Raw genomic sequence first — 19,455 nt, 5'->3', positions numbered from 1 at the left:
GTTGACCTGCGGTTGTTAGGGCAGGCTAACGGTACCGGGGTCGTTTGCCCGTTCCGAGTGTCAGACCCCCGGAGTAAGAAGGAACACGGTCACCGCCGATCGGGAGGGCAGTTCGATGAAGAAGATCATCAACGATCCGGAAACCGTGGTGCAGGACGCGCTGCGGGGCATGCAGGCTGCCCACGCTGATCTGCTTTCCGTGCACTACGACCCCGCCGTGGTCGTGCGTGCGGACGCTCCGGTGCGGGGGAAGGTCGCGATCATCTCGGGCGGTGGGGCGGGCCACGAACCGTTGCACGGCGGGTTCGTCGGGCGCGGCATGCTCGACGCGGCCTGTCCGGGCGCGGTGTTCACGTCGCCGACGCCGGACCAGGTGCTCGACGCGGTCTCCCGGTGCGACGGCGGTGCGGGGGCGCTGCTGATCGTGAAGAACTACACCGGCGACGTGCTGAACTTCGAGACCGCCGGCGAGATGGCGGAGTCCGAGGTGCGCAGCGTCGTGATCGACGACGACGTGGCGGTGAAGGACTCGCTGTACACCGCCGGGCGTCGTGGCGTCGGTGGCACGGTGCTGCTGGAGAAGATCGTGGGCGCGGCGGCGGAGCGCGGCGACGATCTGGCTGCCTGCGAAGCGTTGGCGTTACGCGTGATCGCGTCGGTGCGGTCGATGGGTCTGGCGCTGACCTCGTGCACGGTCCCGCACGTGGGCTCGCCGTCGTTCGACCTGGCCGACGACGAGATGGAGATCGGCATCGGCATCCACGGCGAGCCCGGCCGCCAGCGCGTGCCGGTGAGTTCCGCGTCCGAGATGGTTGCTTCTTTGCTCGACCCGATCCTGGAAGACCTGCCGTTCTCGTCCGGCGACCGGGTGCTGCTGTTCACGAACTCGATGGGCGGCACTCCGTTGATCGAGCTGTACCTGGCGCACGGCATCGCGGAACAGCTGTTGGCCGACCGGGGGATCACGGTGGAACGCAGACTGGTCGGCCCGTACATCACCAGCCTGGAGATGCAGGGCATGAGCCTCACGCTGCTTCGCCTGGACGACGAGATGATCTCTTTGTGGGACGCGCCGGTGCACACGGCCGCACTGCGGTGGGGAGTCTGACGTGGGCTGCACGACCTCTGATGTGGTGGCAGCGCTGCGGGCCGCCGCCGCCGTGATCCAGGAGCACCGCGACGAACTGGTGCGCCTCGACCAGGCGATCGGCGACGCCGACCACGGCGAGAACATGCGGCGCGGTTTCACCGCCGTGCTGTCCCGTTTGGACGCCGAGGAGCTGACCACCCCGGGCAAAGCGCTGAAACTGGTCGCCACCACACTCATCTCGACCGTGGGCGGCGCGGCCGGTCCCTTGTACGGCACCGCCTTCCTGCGCGCGTCCGCCGCACTGGGCGACACTGCCGAACTCGACTGTGAACTGGTGGCCCGCGCCCTGCAGGCCGCGCTGGACGGCGTGGTGGCGCGCGGCAAGGCCGTGGTGGGCGACAAGACGATGGTCGACGCCCTGACCCCCGCCGTGGCCGCCGCCGCCTCGGTGAACGGCTCGGTGGCCGCGGTGCTGTCCGCGGCTGCCGACGCAGCCGCGGAAGGCGCCGAGTCGACGGTGCCGATGGTGGCGCGCAAGGGCCGCGCGTCGTACCTGGGCGAGCGCAGCGCCGGGCACCTGGACCCAGGAGCCCGCTCCACCGCGCTGCTGTTGCGCGCCTTCGCGGACGCGGCGGCCAAGGCATGACGGCCGCCATCGGACGCCTTGCGGCTGGGCGCGGTCGTGGCGTGCTGGGTGAGGGGAGCGGCATGACGGCGAGCGACGGACTGCTTGGGCGGGCCAGGCCGCGGCAAGGCTTGCGAGGGCGGGGGAGCGCCATGACCGTGGGCATCAGACGCCCTGTGGCTTGGCCAGATCGTGGCGTGCCGGGTGACGGCGTGGCAGGAGGAGCGGCATGACGGCGGCGTCGGAGACCGGCAGGGTTGGGCTGGTTGTGGTCTCGCACAGCGACATGCTCGCGAACGGTGTCGCCGAACTGGCCGGCCAGATGGCGCCCGACGTTTCCGTGCTGCCCGTGGGCGGCACGGAGGAGGGAGGCCTCGGCACCGACTACGGCTCCGTCGTCGAGGCCCTCGCGGACGCCGACTCCGGCGCGGGCGTGGTGGTGCTGTACGACTTGGGCAGCGCCAAGATGACCGCGGAGATGGCAGTCGAGTCGGCGGACGATCCGGCTCGCTACTCGGTGGTCGACGCGCCGCTCGTCGAGGGCGCTGTGGCCGCTGCCGTTGCGGCGCAAGGGGGTTCGTCGTTGGCCGAGGTCGCGGCCGCCGCCGAGGGGGCCTCTGGCGAGACGCCGGTGGCCGCGCCGGGCAGGCCCGCGTTGCACCTCGTGCCGGACGCGGTGTCGGCGGAAGTGTTGCTGACCAACGAGGTTGGCCTGCACGCACGTCCGGCCGCGCTGCTGGCTCGGACCGTGGCCGAGCTCGACGCCGACGTCGTCGTCCGGTACGGCGACGAGGAAGCGAACGCGGCGAGCGTGCTGGCGTTGATGGGGCTGAGTGCGCCGGGCGGGAAGACGATCACCGTTGTGGCGACGGGGAAGGACGCCGGCGAGGCCGTGCGGCGGATCGAGGAGCTGGCGGAGAGGGGGTTCGACGACTGAGCGGGTTGCCAGAAGCTGTGTCCGTTACCCGACCAGGCCGTGCAGGTGCTCCTCGGCGCCAAGTGGCACGGAGGTGTGTCAGCGAGTCTTCCGCTATTTGCACCAATTTCACCTTTTGACGGCTGCTGCCACAGGGGCCGCGAGTGTCGATGACTTGTCGACGTTTTATCGACGAACCCTGCGACCTTGGCTGTCGCATCCATTGCGGTTGCGATGAGAACCAGCCAAGGAGGAAACATGGTGAAGCAGAGACTGGCGGCCTTGCTCGCGGTCGCCGCGGCCGTGCTGGTGAGCGGGCTGATCAGCGGCGGCACCGCCGTGGCAGCAGGGGACACGGCCGCGAACGGGGTCGGCGCCGCCTTCACTCTGATCAACCGGGGGACCGGCAAGTGCGTCGAGGTTTTCGGACGTCAGCTGGAGGACAATTCCCCTCTGGTGCAGAACGACTGCCTGGCCAACAACACCGATTTCAACCAGAACTGGCTGGCGGAACCGATCGGCGGCAATTTCTTCCACCTCCGCAACATCAACAACGGGCTGTGCATGGACTTCGCCCGTGCGGTGAACGGCCAGGGCGCCAAGGTGCACGTCTGCGGGAATGACGTGTTCGAGCGCTGGCAGCTGAGCGTGGCGCCCGAGGCTCCTGGTTCCGTCAGGCTCGTCAGCGCGGCCCGCGTCAACGGCAGCAACCTCTGCCTCGACCTGTTGGGCGGCTCGGGAGACAACGGAGCGGCGATCGGCGTCTGGCAGTGCGGGATCGGCAACAACAACCAGCTCTGGCGGCAGGGGTAGTACAGGCCGCCCGACGAACCCGGATGGGGCAACCCGAAGTTGGCCCGTCCGGGTTCATCAGGCGAAACTCCGGAGGTAGGCGTTTGCTAGACCGATAACTGTTTCGATCCCGATGGCGAAGCTCACGGCGCCCGTTTGTGCTGGGAGTGGCATAGTCGCCCGCAAGTTACTCCTTGGTAGCCCACGCTTTACCCCGCAGGGAGGTCTGCAGTGGCGCGCGAAATCAACACCGTCGGAGTCGTCGGTTTCGGAACCATGGGCGCGGGCATCGTGGAGGTACTCGCGCGCACCGGGCTCGCGGTGAAGGTGGTGGAAGTCGACGCGGCCGGGGTCGAGCGCGGGCTCGGGCACCTGGAGCACTCGACGAAGCGGGCCGTCCAGCGCGAGAAGCTGACCGAGGACGAGAAGGTGGCGCTGCACGCCAGGGTCGCCACCAGCCTCGACCTGAACAGCCTCGCGGACTGCGACCTGGTCATCGAGGCGGTGCCGGAGAGCATCGAGCTCAAGACCAGGGTTTTCAGGGAGCTCGACCAGGTTCTCAGGCCCGAGGCGATCATCGCGTCGAACACCTCGAGCTTGTCGATCACCGAGATCGGCGTGGTCACCCGCAGGCCCGGCAAGGTCGTCGGCCTGCACTTCTTCAACCCGACGCAGGTCCTCAAACTCGTCGAGGTCGTGCGCACGGTCGTCACGGAGCCGGACGTGATCACCGACGTGGTCGCGTTCGCCGAACGGCTGGGCAAGTCGCCGGTCGTGATCGGCGACCGGGCGGGGTTCATCGCGAACGCGCTGTTGTTCCCGTATCTCAACCACGCGGTGAAGATGCTGGAGTCGCGGTACGCCACGCGCGAGGACCTCGACGCCGCTATGCGGTACGGCTGCGGCTATCCGATGGGTCCGTTGGCGCTGTTGGACCTCATCGGTCTCGACACCGCGTACGAAATCCTCGACACGATGTATCACCAGTCGCGCAACCGGCTGCACGCGCCGGCGCCGTTGCTCAAGCAGATGATCACGGCGAACCTGCTGGGACGGAAGACCGGGCGCGGCTTCTACACCTACGACGCGCCGGACTCGCCGGTCGTCGTCAAGGACGCGCAGACACCGTCCGAAGTGGACGGCAACACGCAGGCTCGTGAGGTTCAGCGGGTCGGCGTCATCGGCACCGGGACCATGGCGACCGGCATCGCGGAGGTGTTCGCGAAGCGCGGGTACGACGTGGTGCTGCGCGCCCGCAGCCTGGAGAAGGCCGAGACGGCGATCGGGGCGGTGCGCAAGTCGCTGGATCGCGCGGTGAGCAAGGGCAAGCTCGCCGAACAGGATCGAGACGCCGCCCTGGCCAGGATCACGCCGGCGGTGGAGTTCGTCGAACTGGCGGACTGCGACCTGATCGTGGAGGCCGTCGCCGAGGAGATCGGGATCAAGAAGGAGGTCTTCGCGGCGCTCGACGAGGTGTGCAAGCCCGGCGCGGTGCTCGCGACGACCACGTCCTCGCTGCCGGTCATCGAGGTCGCGGCGGCCACGAGCCGGCCGGCGGACGTCGTCGGCCTGCACTTCTTCAACCCCGCCCAGGTCATGAAGCTGGTGGAGATCGTCGAGACGATCTCCACGGGCGCCGACGTGGTCGCGACGGCCCGCAAGATCTGCCTCGACCTCGGCAAGCACCCGGTGCACTGCGGCGACGTGGCCGGCTTCATCGTGAACGCGCTGCTCTTCCCGTACCTCAACGACGCGGTGAAGATGCTGGAGGCGCACTACGCAGAGGCCGACGACATCGACAACGCGATGAAGGTCGGCTGTGGTCTGCCGATGGGACCGTTCGCGCTGCTGGACGTCGTGGGTCTGGACGTGTCACTGGCGATCCAGCGCACGCTCTACAACGAGTTCCGCGAGCCCGGTTTCGCGCCGGCGCCGCTGCTGGAGCACCTGGTCACGGCCGGTCGCCTCGGCCGCAAGACGGGCAAGGGGTTCTGGGACTACTCGTGAGCCGCTAACAGGGGCACCATGTCGCGTCTGGCATGGTGGTGCCATGCGTCGACTGGTGCTCCTGTTGGCTGTCCTCGTGCTCGCTTCCGGCTGTGTCCGGACGACCATCGAGGGCAGTCCGGCCGCGCAGGCGCCGCTCGACGCCGAGTCGCCGTTCGACAAGGAGAGCTCGACGGATCCGAGCACCTCCGGGGAGCCGGACCCCTCGACCGCGCCGATCGACGGCGAGGTGCAGGGCGTGTGCGCGAAGCTCAAGTGGACCGACCTGCCTTACCCCGGCGCGAAGGCCGAGACGCCGCCCACCCAGATCAACTACGACTCGACGTTCGACCAGTCGTGCCGGTGGACGACGAAGATCGAGAACGTCGAGGTCGGCGTCTCCCTGCGGTTCCGCGAGGGCCGGCAGATCACGATCGAGCGCACCACCGGTGACTGGGACGTCAAGGGCCACAAGGTCAGCTACCTCGATCGCTCCAGCGAAGAGGGCATCGAACCGACCTGTGTGCTCGTCGTGCCCTACGACGGCGGCGGGCTCGGCATCATCGTCATCGACTCGTCCGGCAAGTTCGGCACCGTCTGCGACCAGGGCCGCAAGGTCGCCGAGGTGCTGATCGACCGCGAGACGTCCTAGGACTGCCCCGCGGTTCGCCAGAGCGTCAGTTTCTCCGGGTTCCGCACCGCCCAGATCCTGGTGATCCGGTCGTCCGTCACCTCGAACGCCGCGACCGTCGCCGTGACACCGCCCTGCGTCGCCACCAAGCCGGGCCTGCCGTTGACCGTCCGGTCGAGAACGGTCAGATCCGGCGCCATCTCCGCGATACCGACGATGTAGCGGGCGATGCGGCCGGCGCCTTCCACAGGCTTCAGCGCCGCGCCGGCCAGGCCGCCGCCGTCGGCGATCATGGTGGCCGCCGGGTCCAGCAGGGCGACCAGCGCCGCGATGTTCTTGGTTTCCCAGGCCTGTTTGAAGTTCCGCACCACGTCCGCCTGCCGCGCGGCCGGGGTCTCGTCCAACTGCGCCGCGCGGATGCGCCGCCGCGCGGACGTGGCCAGTTGCCGGCACGCGGCCGGGCTGCGGCCGACGATGTCCGCCACCTCCGCGAACGGGTAGCGGAAGACCTCGTGCAGCACGAAGCTCACCCGCTCCGCCGGGGTCATCTGTTCCAGCACGACCAGGAACGCCATCGTGATCGACTCGTCGAGGGTGACCCGGTCCGCCGGATCGGCCGCGCCGCCCCACTCGCGGCGGTCCGGCAGCGGTTCGGGGACCCACTCGCCGACGTAGCGTTCGCGCCGCACCCTGGCCGAGCCCAGCAGGTCCAGACAGATGCGGCCGGCGACCTTCGTCAGCCAGCCGCCGGGGGACTCGACGGCCTCGCGCTGCCCCGGCGACAAGGCGTACCACCGCGCGTAGGTCTCCTGGAGCACGTCCTCGGCGTCGGCCAACGACCCCAGCAGGCGGTACGCCAGGTTCAGCAGCTGCCGCCGTTCGCCCACGATCACCTGCAGCCCGGGATCGGCCATGGTCGCCGCCTCACATTCCGGGTCGCTGTGTCGTCGGACAGTCATGGTCAAACTTCTGCACGCCACCGTCGCTCTGCAGGCCGCGCTCATCTTCGTTCAGTCGATCACCGCGGGGCTGCTGCTGAAGCTCCCGTTCGGGCACGTCCTGCACAGCGCCGGCTCGTACACGCTGTGGATCGTGACGGTCGCCCACCTCGTGATCGCGGTCCTCACGTGGCGGCCGGGTGGCGGATCACCCGAGCCGGTCTGGTTCGCGGCCGGCTTCCTGGCGCTGATCACCGCTCAGGTGTACCTGGGCGTCTTCCACCTCACGGTGCTGCACATTCCGTTGGGCACCGCGCTGCTCGTCGGTAGCGTGCTGTACTTCCTGCGCACCCGGCGGCTAGCCGCAGCACCCGCCACCACAGCAACCGCCGCCGCCTTGTGACTGCTGCTGCGTGCCGCCGATACCGGCCATGGACAGCAGCTTCACCGTGTCGGGGTGGCCCTCGGGGCAGTTCGCCGGCGAGGACGACTCGCTCATCGGGCGCTGCAGCTCGAAGGTGTCGTCACAGGTTCGGCAACGGAACTCGTAGGTCGGCACGGCTCGATTCTACGAGCGATTACCGTATCGCCGTGCCACGTCGTAACAGTCCCAAGCCAGAAGACCCCCGGCCCGTCGGTGGCGGCGTCGGCTGGGCGCGTGCCGAGTCGGGCCCGGACGGCGACTACCTGGTCCGCGCCATCTCGGGCGCGCAGGCGCAGAAGACCTACCGCTGCCCGGGCTGCGACCACGAGATCCGGCCCGGCACGCCGCACGTCGTGGCGTGGCCCGCCGAGGACACCGGTTCGGTCGAGGAACGCCGCCACTGGCACCAGGCCTGCTGGGACTCGCGCGGCCGCCGCGGCCCAACCGCGCGCCGCTGGTGAGCTAAAGCCCGACCTGCTCGCGCCACCGTTCGAGCCGGGCCAGGAACTCCGCCGGCTGCTCGACGGGCAACAGGTGTCCGGAGTCCTCGACACGTTCGCTCGTCGCGTGCCGCAACGTCACCGCGAGCTTCGCGGCCACGTCCGGAGGCGTGAGCTTGTCGTGTTCGCCCACGAGCACGAGCGACGGCACGTCCAACGTCTCCAGCACGTCCGTGGAGTCGGGCCGCTTCGCCATCGCGCGTTGCCACCAGGCGACGTCCTCGGCCTGTTGCTCCAGGATCATGGTGCGCACCAACGCTCGCGCCGTGTCGGAGGCGTTCGGGCCGAGCAGGTTCGGCAGCAGCGCGTCCGGGAGCCAGTCGCCGACGCCCTCGCGCTCCACCCGTTCGGCCATCGCGAGCCGCGTCTCGATGGCCTCCGGTGCGTCCGCGGTGTGCTTGGTGTCGACGAAAACCAGGCCCTTCACGCGTTCCGGCGCACGCCTGAGCAACGCCATCGCGACGTAGCCGCCCATCGAACACCCGCCCAGAAGCACCTTGTCGAGGCCACGCGCGTCGAGTTCGGCGAGCACCCGCGTCGCGACCGTGCCGAGGTCCGGCTCCCCGCTGCCGCGCAACGACGGCGTGAACGCGTCCGGCACGTCCCACATCCGCGCGTCGAGCGGAAAAGCGTGCAGCAGCACCAGATCGTTCATCGGTTCTCCCACTCCGGCGCCAGCACCGACCACACCTCGAGGTCCTGCCGAACCCCGCGGTGCGGGTAGTACGAGCGCAGCACCCCGTCCTTGGACATCCCGAGCCGACGCGCGACCGCGATGCTGGGCGCGTTCTTCGTCGACACCAGCCACTCAACCCGATGCACGCCGCGCTCGCGAATCGCCCAGTCGATGAGCAGCGTGGCGGCCCGCGTGATCAGGCCCTTTCCGGTCGCGGCCGGTTCCAGCCAGCAGCCGACCTCGACACGGCCGTGCGGGACGTTCATCTCGCGCAGCATCACGCCGCCGACCAGCTTGTCGCCGAGCCAGATCCCGCAGAGGCGCGCGGTGTCGTTGGCCGTGTTGTCGGCGTAGCTCTGCAGCAGGTCCCGCGCGCTGTCGAGATCCTTCGCCTTGTCCGCGAACGCGATGTGCGTGCCGATGAAGTCCCGGCCGCGCTCCATGTGCGCGAAGAACTCCTCGGCCTGCCACGGCTCCAGCGGACGCAGCTCGGCGTCGTTACCCAACGACCTCACGAACATCTTTCCCCCATGATGAGTGTTGTGCCTACTCGAATCGTATTAGTGCGCCACGCGGAGTCCGTCCGCCCACGGCTCGGTGTGCCCGATGACGACCAACGGCCGTTGACCGCAGACGGGTTGGCGGCAGCGGAGTCGCTGGTGTCGCGACTGGTCAGGTTCGCGCCGGTGGCGGTGCTGTCGAGTCCGCAGTTGCGTGCCGTGCAGACCGTCGCGCCTACCGCTGCCGCGTTGGGGCTGACGGTGATTTCGTGGCCGGAGCTGCGGGAGTGGGAGTCGGGGCTGCTGCCGAGTGAGGACTGGGAGACGGCGTACACGCACAGCTGGGCTCATCCGGACTTCGCGCACGGAGGCGGTGAGAGCCTCGACGCGCTGACCGTGCGGGCGGGGAAAGCGTTGGCGCGCATCGCTGACGAGCACCCCGACGCGACCGTGCTGGTCGGCTCGCACGGGACGTTCGCGTCGCGCGCGTTGATCGCGGCGGGGCAGCACGCGGACTGGGAGTTCTGCCGCACGATGCCGATGCCGGCGATCTTCGAGGTCATGTGCTGACCTGCACGGACCCGAAATTGTCGGGTGGCCTGGGATAATTGAAAATCAGGGGTCCCCCTGAGTGGGCAGGGCCCCGGCAAAGTCCCGTCAGGCCATCCGCCTGGCTGGCGATGGCGTGTGCAAGTACCACCAACCCAACATCAACAAGCACTTTGCTACTACCAACTGGCCTCGTCGATCCAGCCGCCACACCGCGCCCGGCCCAACTGACGAACATGTTGGGTGTAGTTGGCGGCGATTTGATCAAGAGTTGGTAGTACTTGCAGACGCCCACCAGCAGAAACGACTTTGCCGGGGCCTTGCCCTGGGCGGGGGACGTCTGCGTGAGCTTGCGCCGTCAGTACTTCTTGGCTGGCTTTGGGCGCGTCAGCTTCGCGGTCGGCCCGTCGACCTGCGGAGTCTGGGCGGGCTTGTTCGGCGTCGGCGTCACCTGAGTGGGAGCCGCGGACTGTGCCGGCGCGGCAGGAGCCTGGCCCGCCGGTGCCTGGCCCGCCTGGGCTGGGGCAGCCGGAGCCGGGCCCGCCTGTGCGGGACCAGCCGGAGCCGCAGGGGCGTGGGGCGCCTGAGACTGAGACTGAGCCTGGGGAGCGGGCTGTGCGGGCTGAGCAGGCACCTGCGCGGCGTCCTCCGCCGGGCCCACGGCCGACTCCTTCTCCGCCTCCACCGGGTCGAGCAGCGGCACGACCTCCTGCAGCGCCGTCCGCACGTTGTGCAGCTGGTGCGAGAGGCGGTTGCGGAGGTTGCGGAGCTGGTCGACGCGCTGCGTGGCGGCGGTGGTGCGGCGGTTGGCTTCCTCGGTGGCCTCGCGGACGCGGCGGTTCGACTCCTCGGTGGCTTCCTGGATGCGGGCCGTGGCCTCGGTGATCGAGTCGTGGCGGCGGCGGTTGGCCTCTTCGGTGGCCTCGCGGACGCGGCGTTCGGCGTCGGCCTTCGAGGTGGACTGTTCCTGGGCGATCGCGGCGCGGACGCGGGCGGCCTCCTCGGCGGCTTCGCGGACCCTGCGGTCGGCCTCGGCCTTGGAGGTCGCCTCCTGCTGGGCGAGGGTGGCCATGGCCTCGGAGCGGCGGGCGGCCATCGCGATCTCGAAGTCCTCTTCGACGGTCACGCGGCGCTGCTCGGACTCGTCGGCGATCTTGCGGGCGGCGGACTCCGCCTCGGAGACGATCTTCTCGGCCTCGTTGCGGGCCGTTTCCAGGACGCCCTTGTGCTCGGCCTCCATGGCGGCGCGGCGCTCGTCCAGTTCGGCGATCAGCGTTTCGTAGCGCTGGCGCAGCACCGCCGCGTCGGCTTCCGCCTTGGCGCGGATGTGCCCGCCTTCCGCTTCGGCGCGGGCCTTGATCTCGTTGGCCTCGTCCTGGGCCAGCCGCAGCATGCGCTGGAGGCGCTCGGAGAGCCCCTCCAGCGTCGTCGGCGGCAGTGACAGGCGCTCGACCTGGTTGCGCAGCTCGGACATCTCCGAGCGGGCGGCTTCCAGCTGGCGCGCCAGATCAGACGTCTGGGAGACGGCGGCATCGCGGTCCGCGGCGAGCAGCCGCAGGTCCGAGTCGAGGCGTTCGAGATGATCCTCGACCTGAGCGCGGTCGTACCCGCGCTTGACGATGTCGAAGCCGGATCCCAGAGGGACGAGGTCACGGTCGTCGGCGAGGGGGCCCATGCCCCTCACGCTACCCGTTCGGGTAACCCCGGAAGGTCACACACCCCGGAATCGATTGATAGCCGTGAGGTGCTGCGCGCGCAGTTCGTGATCCAACACACCAAGACCCTCTTCGGGCGCAAGGCAGAGCACGCCGACCTTGCCCTGGTGCGCGTTGCGGTGCACGTCGTGCGCGGCCTGGCCCGTTTCGTCCATTGAGTACACCTTGGACACCGTCGGGTGGATCTTTCCCTTGGCGACCAAGCGGTTCGCCTCCCACGCCTCGCGGTAGTTCGCGAAGTGCGAGGAGATGATGCTCTTCAGGTTCATCCACAGGTAGCGGTTGTCGTACTGGTGCATGTACCCGGAGGTCGACGCGCACGTCACGATCTTGCCGCCCTTGCGCGCCACGAACACCGAAGCGCCGAACGTCTCACGGCCGGGGTGCTCGAACACGATGTCCGGGTCCTCACCGCCGGTCAGCTCACGAATGCGAGCGCCGAACCGCTTCCACTCGCGCGGGTCCTGCTCGTGCTCGTCCTTCCAGAACTTGTAGCCCTCCGCCGAGCGGTCGATGATCAGTTCGGCACCCATGGAACGAACGATCTCCGCCTTCTCCGGCGAGGAGACGACGCAGATCGGCGTCGCGCCACCGTTCAGCGCGAACTGCGTGGCGTACGAGCCCAGACCGCCGGACGCGCCCCAGATCAGGACCGTGTCGCCCTGCTTCATGTTGGCGCCGTTGGTGGACACCAGCTGCCGGTACGCGGTGGAGTTCACCAGGCCCGGCGACGCCGCTTCCTCCCACGTGAGGTGCTTGGGCATCGGCATCAGCTGGTTCGACTTCACCAGTGCGAGATCGGCGAGGCCACCGAAGTTCGTCTCGAAGCCCCAGATCCGCTGCTGCGGGTCGAGCATCGTGTCGTTGTGCCCGTCCGGCGCCTCCAGCGGCACGTCCAGACAGTGCGCCACGACGCGGTCGCCCGGCTTCCACGCCGTGACGCCGGGGCCGGTGCGCACGACGACGCCGGCCAGGTCCGATCCCACGACGTGGTACGGCAGGTTGTGGCGGCCGCCCAGCTTCTTGAGGAAGCCGAACGTGGACACCGGCTCGAAGATCGAGGTCCACACGGTGTTGTAGTTGATCGCGGAGGCCATGACGGCCACGAGCGCCTCACCCGGACCGAGCTCCGGCGTGGCGACCTCGTCGACGTGCAGCGACTTGCGCGGGTCTTTGTCCCGCGTCTCAAGGCCTGAGAACATGTCGGCCTCGTCCGCGTGCACGGTCACGCCCCGATAGCTCTCCGGAACGTCCAAGGAACCGATCGCGTCCAGCTCGTCGGCCAGGATCGCGTCAAGGATCTTCTGCACGGCGGCATTCCTTCCCGAGTAAGGGATAGTCGCAGGTTGCCGGAGGTTACTCAGGAGTAACCGATTCAGAATCCTGCTTGTGAGGGATTCCACTTAGAAGAGTTGACCGGGCGGCCAACCAAGGGGGACGATGGAAGGGTCCGAGAAGGAGGAGGTGGTGGAGATGACCAAGGCGTGGACCAGGTGGCAGGACTGGGCCGAGGTGGCTATCGGCGTGCTGGTGCTGCTGTCTCCGCTCGTCGTGGACACCTCGAACGCGGCCATGTGGACGATGATCGTGCTCGGCGCGCTCATCGCGATCGACGGACTCGTCGACCTCGCCATGCCCGCGATGATCTACGGGGAGTACGTGCAGATGGTGCTCGGCGCACTGCTGTTCATCTCGCCGTGGGTGATGAGCTACACCGACATGATGGCCGCCTCGTGGGCGTCCTGGGTCGGTGGTGTGCTCACCGTGGCCGCGGGGGCGCTGGCAATGCCCGCCGCGAATGCCGCACACTCGGCAGCGGCCCAGCCGCACTGATCAGTCGGAAAACCTGTGGGCCCAGGAGGAGTTCTTGGGCCCACACACTCGTGGAGGAACGCGTGGAGGATTCGGCCAAGGAACGCATCCTGGCCGCGGCGGAGGAGCTGTTCGCCGACTCCGGCTTCGACGCCACCCCGACCTCGCGCATCGCCGAACGCGCCGGCGTGCCCAAAGGCCTGGTGCACTACTACTTCAACCGCAAACGGGACCTGCTGGCCGCACTGGTCGCACGGCTCCCGGACAGCACGGTTGACCACCGCAGGGTCGTCGTCGCGGGAGACATCGCGGAGTCGCTGAGAAGGCTCGTCGCGGCACTCGACGCGCGCTTGAACGCCTCGCCGCTGCTGTCGCACCTGTTGTGGCGTGAAGCGGATACGCATTCAGCGGTCCGCGACGCGATGCAGGCGCGCTACGACAACGTTGCGGCGCAGATCAAACAGGTCATCCTCGCCGCGGGAGGCGCGGCGGTGGCGATCAAGGACGTCGAGGCGGCCGCGGCCCTCCTCGCGCTGGCCGTGAGCTACCGGCACTCGGTGGCGCGGCACAGCGACGAGGAGGATCCGATCGATCGTGAGCTGAGCTTCGTGGCCAGTGCGCTGCAGCAGGCTAATGCTTCGCCGCCGCAGGTTCGACCAGCTCAATGAGCACGCCGCCGGCGTCCTTGGGGTGCACGAAGTTGACCCGGCTGTTCGACGTGCCGCGGCGGGCCTCGGCGTAGAGCAGGCGCAGGCCCTTGTCCCGCAGCGCCTGCGCGGCGACGTCCACATCGGACACCCGGTAGGCGAGCTGCTGCAGGCCGGGACCGGAGCGGCCGATGAACTTGGCGATCGTCGAGTCCTCGTTCAACGGGGCCAGCAGCTGGATGGCGGTGCCGTCGTGGTCGCCGGGCGCGTGCAGCATCGCCTCGCGCACGCCCTGTTCCTCGTTCACCTCTTCGTGGGCGACCTCGAGGCCGAAGTTGTCGCGGTAGAACGCGATGGCGACGTCGAGGTCGGGCACGGCGATGCCCACGTGGTCGATCGCGGTCACGAATCGAGCGAGGTCTGCGTTCATGGAAGGAAAGCGTAGCTACCTGATCGGTGCAGTGGTCCGTGTGCGGGGTCTCACACGATTACCGCGCAGTAGCCCCAGGTATGGTGCCTAGTTAACGACCGTTCGCTCTTCCAATGGAGGCAGTTGTGTCCGGTTCCGTGATCGTCGCCGGGGCGCGTACCCCGATGGGCCGACTGCTGGGATCGCTCAAGGACTTCTCGGGCGCCCAGCTGGGTGGCGTCGCGATCAAGGCGGCACTGGAACGTGCGGGCGTCGCTCCCGAGCAGGTGCAGTACGTGATCATGGGTCAGGTGCTCACCGCAGGCGCGGGCCAGATTCCCGCCCGCCAGGCCGCGGTGGCCGCGGGCATTCCGATGAGCGTTCCCGCGCTGACCATCAACAAGGTGTGCCTGTCCGGCATCGACGCGATCGCGCTGGCCGACCAGCTGATCCGCGCGGGTGAGTTCGACGTCGTCGTGGCCGGTGGCCAGGAGTCGATGACCCAGGCGCCGCACCTGCTGCCCAAGTCGCGCAGCGGGTTCAAGTACGGCGACGTGCAGCTGCAGGACCACATGGCGAACGACGGTCTGTTCTGCGCGTTCGACCAGGTCGCGATGGGCGTCTCCACGGAGAAGTACAACGCCCGTTACAACGTCACGCGTGAGGAGCAGGACGCGTTCTCCGCGCGTTCGCACCAGCTCGCCGCGAAGGCCGCCGAGAACGGTGTCTTCGAGCAGGAGATCGCGCCGGTCGCGATCCCGCAGCGCAAGGGCGACCCGATCCTGTTCAGCACGGACGAGGGCGTGCGCGCGGACACCACCGCCGACTCGCTCGGCAAGCTGCGTCCGGCGTTCGCCGCGGACGGCACCATCACCGCGGGTTCGGCGTCGCAGATCTCCGACGGTGCCGCGGCCGTGGTCGTGATGAGCAAGGCCAAGGCCGAGGAACTGGGCCTGGAGTGGATCGCGGAGATCGGCGCGCACGGCGTCGTCGCCGGTCCGGACGCCTCGCTGCACGAGCAGCCGTCCAACGCGATCAAGGCCGCCTGCGCCAAGGAGGGCATCGGGCCCGCAGACCTCGACCTGGTCGAGATCAACGAGGCGTTCGCGGCGGTCGGCATCGTGTCGGCCCGTCAGCTCGGCGTGTCCGAGGACAAGGTCAACGTCAACGGCGGCGCCATCGCGCTGGGCCACCCGATCGGCATGTCCGGCGCCCGCATCGCCCTGCACCTCGCACTCGAGCTGCAGCGGCGTGGCGGCGGCGTGGGTGCCGCGGCGCTGTGCGGTGGTGGTGGTCAGGGCGACGCTCTGATCATCCGCGTGCCCGCGAAGGCCTAGGGTCTTCGTTTGTGGCGAAGGCTGTTGACGTAGCAGGACTGGTCGACCGCGCGCGTGACGGCGAGCCGCGCGCGGTCGCCAGGCTGATCTCCCTGGTGGAGCAGGGGAGTTCCGCACTGCCCGAGGTGGCCGCGGCCCTCGCTCCCCACACGGGCCACGCCCAGGTCATCGGTCTGACCGGTGCGCCCGGTGTCGGCAAGTCGACATCCACCAACGCTCTGGTGCGGGCCTTCCGCGCCGAGGGCAAGCGGGTGGCCGTGATCGCCGTCGACCCCTCCAGCCCGTTCTCCGGCGGTGCACTGCTCGGTGACCGCGTGCGCATGGGCGACCACGCGACCGATCCCGGCGTCTTCATCCGCTCGATGGCCACCCGCGGCCACCTCGGCGGCCTGTCCTGGGCGACTCCGCAGGCGTTGCGCGTGCTCGACGCCGCCGGTTTCGACGTGATCCTCGTGGAAACGGTCGGCGTAGGTCAGTCCGAGGTCGAGATCGTGGCGCTGGCCGACACGACCCTGGTGCTGCTCGCGCCGGGCATGGGCGACGGCATCCAGGCCGCGAAGGCGGGCATCCTGGAGATCGCGGACGTCTTCGTGGTCAACAAGGCCGACCGCGACGGCGCCGACCAGACCGCGCGCGACCTCAAGTACATGATCTCCCTGGGCCGCCGCGACCGCGAGGGCCCGCTGTGGCGCGCGCCGGTCGTCAAAACCGTCGCCGCCCGGATGGAAGGCCTGAACCTCGTGGTCGAGGCCATCGCCGAACACCGGTCCTGGATGGCCGACCACGGCGAACTGCGGGAACGGCGGCTGCGTCGCGCCGGCGCCGAGATCGAGGCGATCGCCGTCGAACGGGTGCGCACCCGCTTCGGTCCCGTGGACCAGCTGGCCAAACGCGTGGTCGAGGGTGAACTGGATCCGTTCGCCGCGGCGGAGCTGTTGATCAGCGGTAATCTGCGGCCATGACCGCTTGGGGAGCACCTCCACCCGTTGTCATCGACCTCGGCAAGAGCGACACCCGCAAGGTGCTGATCGGCGGCTCGGTCGCCGGGGTGCTGGGCATCCTCGCCCTGGTCGGCGCGGTGACCGCGTTCATGGACGGCGAACCGGTCGGCGGCGGCATCGCGGCGGTCATCGGCATCGCGTTCACCGGCATCGGCGTGATGGCCGTGGTGAAGTGGAAGACCATCTCCCGCCCCCGCAAGCTGATCATCGAACAGCGGGGCATCCGCCTGGACGACCCGCAGGGCATGCCGTGGGCCGTCGGCTGGCAGGAGCTCGGCGCCATCTCGGTCTCGCGCACCCAGGAACGCGCGGTCCAGCTCGCGGACGCCCTGGTCAGGCGCACTCTGGTCCGCGTCGACCTGCATCCGCGCGACCCTCACCAGTTCCGCCCGGCACACCCGACCATGGAACCCCTGTGGGAGTTCCACCGAGTCCAGAACGGCTACCGCCTCCCCCTCGGCGACTCGGCGGGCTTCATCGCGCCGATCGACCAAGGGCTGCGGGCGTTCGCGCCGCAGATCTACCGCGGGGTGATCGACGAGGGGTTCAGCGTCGGCCTGCACTGAGCCACGCGGGGGCCTCTCGTGCGCTCAGAGCGCACGAAAGCTCCCCGCGTGTAGTAAGCACATACTCTGAGTAGCTACTGATTTCACTGTTTGCAGTGATGGTCTCCCCCTTGACTACTCTGGGGAGTTACCCTCAGTCGTTCGTGCGGTGTCACTTCTATCCCCCCGAGGGGTGAAGCCGTGGGCGGCAACGTGAGCACAGAACAGCGCGTGCTGGATGTGGTGCTGTCGTTCGCCGAAGACGACACCCTCCCCGAACTGCTGCGCCACGTCGTCGAGTCCGCCTGCGACCTGATCGACGCCCCCTACGGCGCACTGGCCGTGATCAACGGCCACAAGGAACTTCTCGAGTTCAGCCAGAGCGACGGTCAGACCCGCATCACGGCCGGTGACCCGCGCTCGATCGGAGTAGCCGACTTCCTCGGTGCGCCCGTCAAGATCCACGGCGAGACCTTCGGCAACCTCTTCCTGGCCGGCAAACCGCAGTTCACCGACCAGGACCGGGACATCCTCACCGCGCTGGCCACCGCCGCGGGCTCGGCGCTCGGCCACCTCGACCGGTATGAACAGACGCGCAAGCGTGAGGTCTGGCTGCGCGCCGCCGCCGAGGTGACCACCAACGTCCTGATGGGCACGAACGGCCGTGACGCGCTGTACCTCGTCGCGAAGACGGCCAGACGAACGGCCGATGCCGACTTCGCGGCAGTAGTGCTCCCGGACCACAACGGCGACCTCGTCATCGAGGTGACCGACGGCGGCACCTACGACGCCGAGGGCATGCGTGTGCCCAGAGAAGGCACGGTCAGCTACCGGGTCTACGAGTCGGGCGAGGCCGAGTGCCACGAGGAGGGCACCGTGCCGACGGTGCCGGGACCGTGCGCCGTCGTGCCGCTGACGGTGGGGGGCCGGACGATCGGCGTGCTGATCGTGGCGCGGCCCAAGGACGAACCGAGCTTCGACGATCCGGAGCTCATCGAGGCCTTCGCCAGGCAGGCCGCGCTCGTGCTCGAGTTCACCAGGGCCCAGGGCGACACCGAGCGGATCGCGGTGCTGGAGGACCGCGACCGCATCGCGCGGGACCTGCACGACCTGGTCATCCAGCGGCTGTTCGGGCTCGGGCTCGGGTTGCAGGGGCTGACCGGGATGAGCGCGCGGCCCCAACTCACCGAACGGATCAGCGGGTTCGTGGAGGAGGTCGACCACACGATCCGCGAGATCCGCAGAACCATCTTCTCCCTGCAGGAACCACCGTCCGGCGGCACGAGTCTGCGCGGGCAGATCCTCAACGCGGTGCACGAGTCCGCCCGGCTGCTGGGGTTCGAGCCGGACGTGTCGCTGGAGGGGCCGCTGGACACGGTGGTGCCGGACCAGCTCAGGCCCGATCTGCTGGCCACGCTCCGAGAGGCGCTCACGAACGTCGTGCGCCACGCCAGAGCGAAGCACGTCGCTGTAGCGGTGAGCGTGAATCGGACGATGACCCGGTTGGAGCTCACGGTCAAGGACGACGGCAGAGGCTTGCCGTTGGCTGACGATTCCGGCGGCGCGCCCCATCATGCGGGTGGACTCGCGAACATGGCGGCTCGTGCGCGGCGTCATCACGGCGAGTGCGCGGTGGACTCGACCCCCGGCGCGGGTGTGGGCATCACCTGGTTCGTCCCGCTGGTACTGCAGGAGGCGAGATGGCGATAGCGGTGCTCTTGGTGGACGACCACGAGATCGTGCGGCGCGGGCTGGTGCAACTCCTGGCGCAGGCGGACGACATCAGAGTCGTGGGGCAGGCGGACAGCGCGACGTCCGCGGTGGCGCAGGCACCACGGCTCAGACCCGACGTGGCGATCATCGACGTCCGGTTGCCCGACGGCGACGGGGTCACGGTGTGCCGGGAGATCCGGAGTCTCGTGCAACCGTCGCCCGCGTGCCTGATGCTCACGTCCTATTCGGACGACGAGGCGTTGTTCGGCGCGATCATGGCCGGCGCGTCCGGCTACATGCTGAAAGAGGTCTCCGGCAACGATCTGGTCGCCGCGGTCCGCACGCTCGCCTCGGGCGGCTCGTTGCTGCACGCCGGGGTCACGGCCACCGTGTTGCAACGGCTCAGGGGCGGGCCGGAGGAGGACCCGCGCTATGCCGCGCTGAGCCCGCAGGAACGCCGCATCCTCGACCTCATCGCCGAGGGCATGACGAACCGCCAGATCGCGAACCGGCTCTTCCTCGCCGAGAAGACCGTGAAGAACTACGTGTCGTCGTTGCTGCACAAGCTCGGCTTCGACCGCCGCACCGAGGCGGGCGTCTACGCGGCTCGACGCAGACGCACCCACCCCGGCACGTTCTAGAAACCTTG

The 19,455-nt window shown here is 69.0% G+C and carries 23 protein-coding genes; 16 read left to right on the top strand and 7 right to left on the bottom strand.

Annotation, left to right across the window (positions count from 1 at the left end; all coding sequences use genetic code 11):
- Nucleotides 1-115: 115 nt before the first annotated feature.
- From dhaK to B0F77_RS16640, 6 genes are all read left to right on the top strand, one after another.
- A complete protein-coding gene (dhaK, locus tag B0F77_RS16665; protein ID WP_086663814.1) occupies nucleotides 116-1,108 on the top strand; it encodes a dihydroxyacetone kinase subunit DhaK in 993 nt (330 codons plus the stop codon).
- Between the two features lies 1 nt (nucleotide 1,109).
- Nucleotides 1,110-1,736: a dihydroxyacetone kinase subunit DhaL gene (gene dhaL / locus B0F77_RS16660; protein WP_086663813.1), complete on the top strand. Its 627-nt coding sequence runs from the start codon at nucleotides 1,110-1,112 to the stop codon at nucleotides 1,734-1,736.
- Between the two features lie 208 nt (nucleotides 1,737-1,944).
- Nucleotides 1,945-2,652: a dihydroxyacetone kinase phosphoryl donor subunit DhaM gene (gene dhaM, locus B0F77_RS16655; protein ID WP_086663812.1), complete on the top strand. Its 708-nt coding sequence runs from the start codon at nucleotides 1,945-1,947 to the stop codon at nucleotides 2,650-2,652.
- Nucleotides 2,653-2,889: 237 nt separating this feature from the next.
- Complete coding sequence (locus B0F77_RS16650; RefSeq protein ID WP_158102722.1) at nucleotides 2,890-3,444, top strand: RICIN domain-containing protein; 555 nt, start codon at nucleotides 2,890-2,892, stop codon at nucleotides 3,442-3,444.
- Between the two features lie 210 nt (nucleotides 3,445-3,654).
- A complete protein-coding gene (locus B0F77_RS16645; RefSeq protein WP_086663810.1) occupies nucleotides 3,655-5,430 on the top strand; it encodes a 3-hydroxyacyl-CoA dehydrogenase family protein in 1,776 nt (591 codons plus the stop codon).
- Nucleotides 5,431-5,473: 43 nt separating this feature from the next.
- Nucleotides 5,474-6,061, top strand: coding sequence for a DUF3558 domain-containing protein (locus tag B0F77_RS16640; RefSeq protein WP_143466775.1), 588 nt, complete (start codon nucleotides 5,474-5,476; stop codon nucleotides 6,059-6,061).
- Here B0F77_RS16640 and sigJ read toward each other — a convergent pair.
- Entirely contained in the window at nucleotides 6,058-6,999 is a 942-nt protein-coding gene (gene sigJ, locus B0F77_RS16635; RefSeq protein WP_245848275.1) for an RNA polymerase sigma factor SigJ, read from the bottom strand. The genes B0F77_RS16640 and sigJ overlap by 4 nt on opposite strands.
- Here sigJ and B0F77_RS16630 point away from each other — a divergent pair.
- Nucleotides 6,998-7,381 (top strand): hypothetical protein, encoded by a 384-nt coding sequence (locus B0F77_RS16630; RefSeq protein WP_211293836.1) that lies wholly within the window; start codon nucleotides 6,998-7,000, stop codon nucleotides 7,379-7,381. The two genes, sigJ and B0F77_RS16630, sit on opposite strands and share 2 nt — an antisense overlap.
- Here the strand turns inward: B0F77_RS16630 and B0F77_RS16625 are convergent.
- A complete protein-coding gene (locus B0F77_RS16625; RefSeq protein ID WP_086663807.1) occupies nucleotides 7,337-7,537 on the bottom strand; it encodes an FmdB family zinc ribbon protein in 201 nt (66 codons plus the stop codon). The genes B0F77_RS16630 and B0F77_RS16625 overlap by 45 nt on opposite strands.
- A 32-nt stretch (nucleotides 7,538-7,569) precedes the next feature.
- Between B0F77_RS16625 and B0F77_RS16620 the strand changes: the two genes are divergently transcribed.
- Nucleotides 7,570-7,863 (top strand): hypothetical protein, encoded by a 294-nt coding sequence (locus B0F77_RS16620; RefSeq protein WP_086663806.1) that lies wholly within the window; start codon nucleotides 7,570-7,572, stop codon nucleotides 7,861-7,863.
- 1 nt (nucleotide 7,864) lies between these two features.
- On the opposite strand, the gene B0F77_RS16615 is transcribed toward B0F77_RS16620, so the two are convergent.
- Together B0F77_RS16615 and B0F77_RS16610 are read right to left on the bottom strand one after the other, a co-directional pair.
- Nucleotides 7,865-8,557, bottom strand: a complete 693-nt coding sequence (locus B0F77_RS16615) for an alpha/beta fold hydrolase (protein ID WP_086663805.1) — start codon at nucleotides 8,555-8,557, stop codon at nucleotides 7,865-7,867.
- Nucleotides 8,554-9,093, bottom strand: coding sequence for a GNAT family N-acetyltransferase (locus B0F77_RS16610; protein WP_342746801.1), 540 nt, complete (start codon nucleotides 9,091-9,093; stop codon nucleotides 8,554-8,556). The genes B0F77_RS16615 and B0F77_RS16610 overlap by 4 nt, the downstream gene beginning before the upstream one ends.
- 27 nt (nucleotides 9,094-9,120) lie before the next feature.
- Here B0F77_RS16610 and B0F77_RS16605 point away from each other — a divergent pair, with 27 nt between their 5' ends.
- Nucleotides 9,121-9,648 (top strand): histidine phosphatase family protein, encoded by a 528-nt coding sequence (locus tag B0F77_RS16605; protein ID WP_086663803.1) that lies wholly within the window; start codon nucleotides 9,121-9,123, stop codon nucleotides 9,646-9,648.
- Between the two features lie 337 nt (nucleotides 9,649-9,985).
- Here B0F77_RS16605 and B0F77_RS16600 read toward each other — a convergent pair whose 3' ends face one another.
- Nucleotides 9,986-11,302 carry a coiled-coil domain-containing protein gene (locus B0F77_RS16600; protein ID WP_086663802.1) on the bottom strand — a complete coding sequence of 439 codons (1,317 nt, stop codon included), beginning with the start codon at nucleotides 11,300-11,302 and terminating at the stop codon, nucleotides 9,986-9,988.
- Nucleotides 11,303-11,338: 36 nt separating this feature from the next.
- Nucleotides 11,339-12,652, bottom strand: coding sequence for a crotonyl-CoA carboxylase/reductase (gene ccrA, locus B0F77_RS16595; protein WP_086663801.1), 1,314 nt, complete (start codon nucleotides 12,650-12,652; stop codon nucleotides 11,339-11,341).
- Between the two features lie 130 nt (nucleotides 12,653-12,782).
- On the opposite strand from ccrA, the gene B0F77_RS16590 reads away from it, so the two are divergent.
- Both B0F77_RS16590 and B0F77_RS16585 read left to right on the top strand, forming a co-directional pair.
- Nucleotides 12,783-13,175, top strand: a complete 393-nt coding sequence (locus B0F77_RS16590) for an SPW repeat protein (RefSeq protein ID WP_245848272.1) — start codon at nucleotides 12,783-12,785, stop codon at nucleotides 13,173-13,175.
- A gap of 62 nt (nucleotides 13,176-13,237) precedes the next feature.
- Nucleotides 13,238-13,822, top strand: a complete 585-nt coding sequence (locus B0F77_RS16585; protein WP_211293835.1) for a TetR/AcrR family transcriptional regulator — start codon at nucleotides 13,238-13,240, stop codon at nucleotides 13,820-13,822.
- Here B0F77_RS16585 and mce read toward each other — a convergent pair.
- Entirely contained in the window at nucleotides 13,785-14,231 is a 447-nt protein-coding gene (mce, locus tag B0F77_RS16580; RefSeq protein ID WP_086663799.1) for a methylmalonyl-CoA epimerase, read from the bottom strand. The genes B0F77_RS16585 and mce overlap by 38 nt on opposite strands.
- 125 nt (nucleotides 14,232-14,356) lie before the next feature.
- On the opposite strand from mce, the gene B0F77_RS16575 reads away from it, so the two are divergent.
- The 5 genes from B0F77_RS16575 (at nucleotide 14,357) to B0F77_RS16555 (ending at nucleotide 19,447) form a co-directional block, all read left to right on the top strand.
- Complete coding sequence (locus B0F77_RS16575; RefSeq protein ID WP_086663798.1) at nucleotides 14,357-15,547, top strand: acetyl-CoA C-acetyltransferase; 1,191 nt, start codon at nucleotides 14,357-14,359, stop codon at nucleotides 15,545-15,547.
- A gap of 11 nt (nucleotides 15,548-15,558) precedes the next feature.
- Nucleotides 15,559-16,509, top strand: coding sequence for a methylmalonyl Co-A mutase-associated GTPase MeaB (gene meaB / locus B0F77_RS16570; protein WP_086663797.1), 951 nt, complete (start codon nucleotides 15,559-15,561; stop codon nucleotides 16,507-16,509).
- Nucleotides 16,506-17,114 carry a hypothetical protein gene (locus B0F77_RS16565; protein WP_086663796.1) on the top strand — a complete coding sequence of 203 codons (609 nt, stop codon included), beginning with the start codon at nucleotides 16,506-16,508 and terminating at the stop codon, nucleotides 17,112-17,114. Before meaB ends, B0F77_RS16565 begins: the two co-directional genes overlap by 4 nt.
- Nucleotides 17,115-17,294: 180 nt before the next feature.
- A complete protein-coding gene (locus tag B0F77_RS16560) occupies nucleotides 17,295-18,803 on the top strand; it encodes a GAF domain-containing sensor histidine kinase (protein WP_086663795.1) in 1,509 nt (502 codons plus the stop codon).
- Entirely contained in the window at nucleotides 18,794-19,447 is a 654-nt protein-coding gene (locus tag B0F77_RS16555) for a response regulator (RefSeq protein WP_086663794.1), read from the top strand. The genes B0F77_RS16560 and B0F77_RS16555 overlap by 10 nt, the downstream gene beginning before the upstream one ends.
- The last annotated feature ends 8 nt before the right edge of the window (nucleotides 19,448-19,455 follow it).

The organism is Lentzea kentuckyensis (assembly GCF_002150765.1).
Lineage (GTDB): Bacteria > Actinomycetota > Actinomycetes > Mycobacteriales > Pseudonocardiaceae > Lentzea > Lentzea kentuckyensis.
This window is presented reverse-complemented; position numbering and strand designations above follow the sequence as displayed.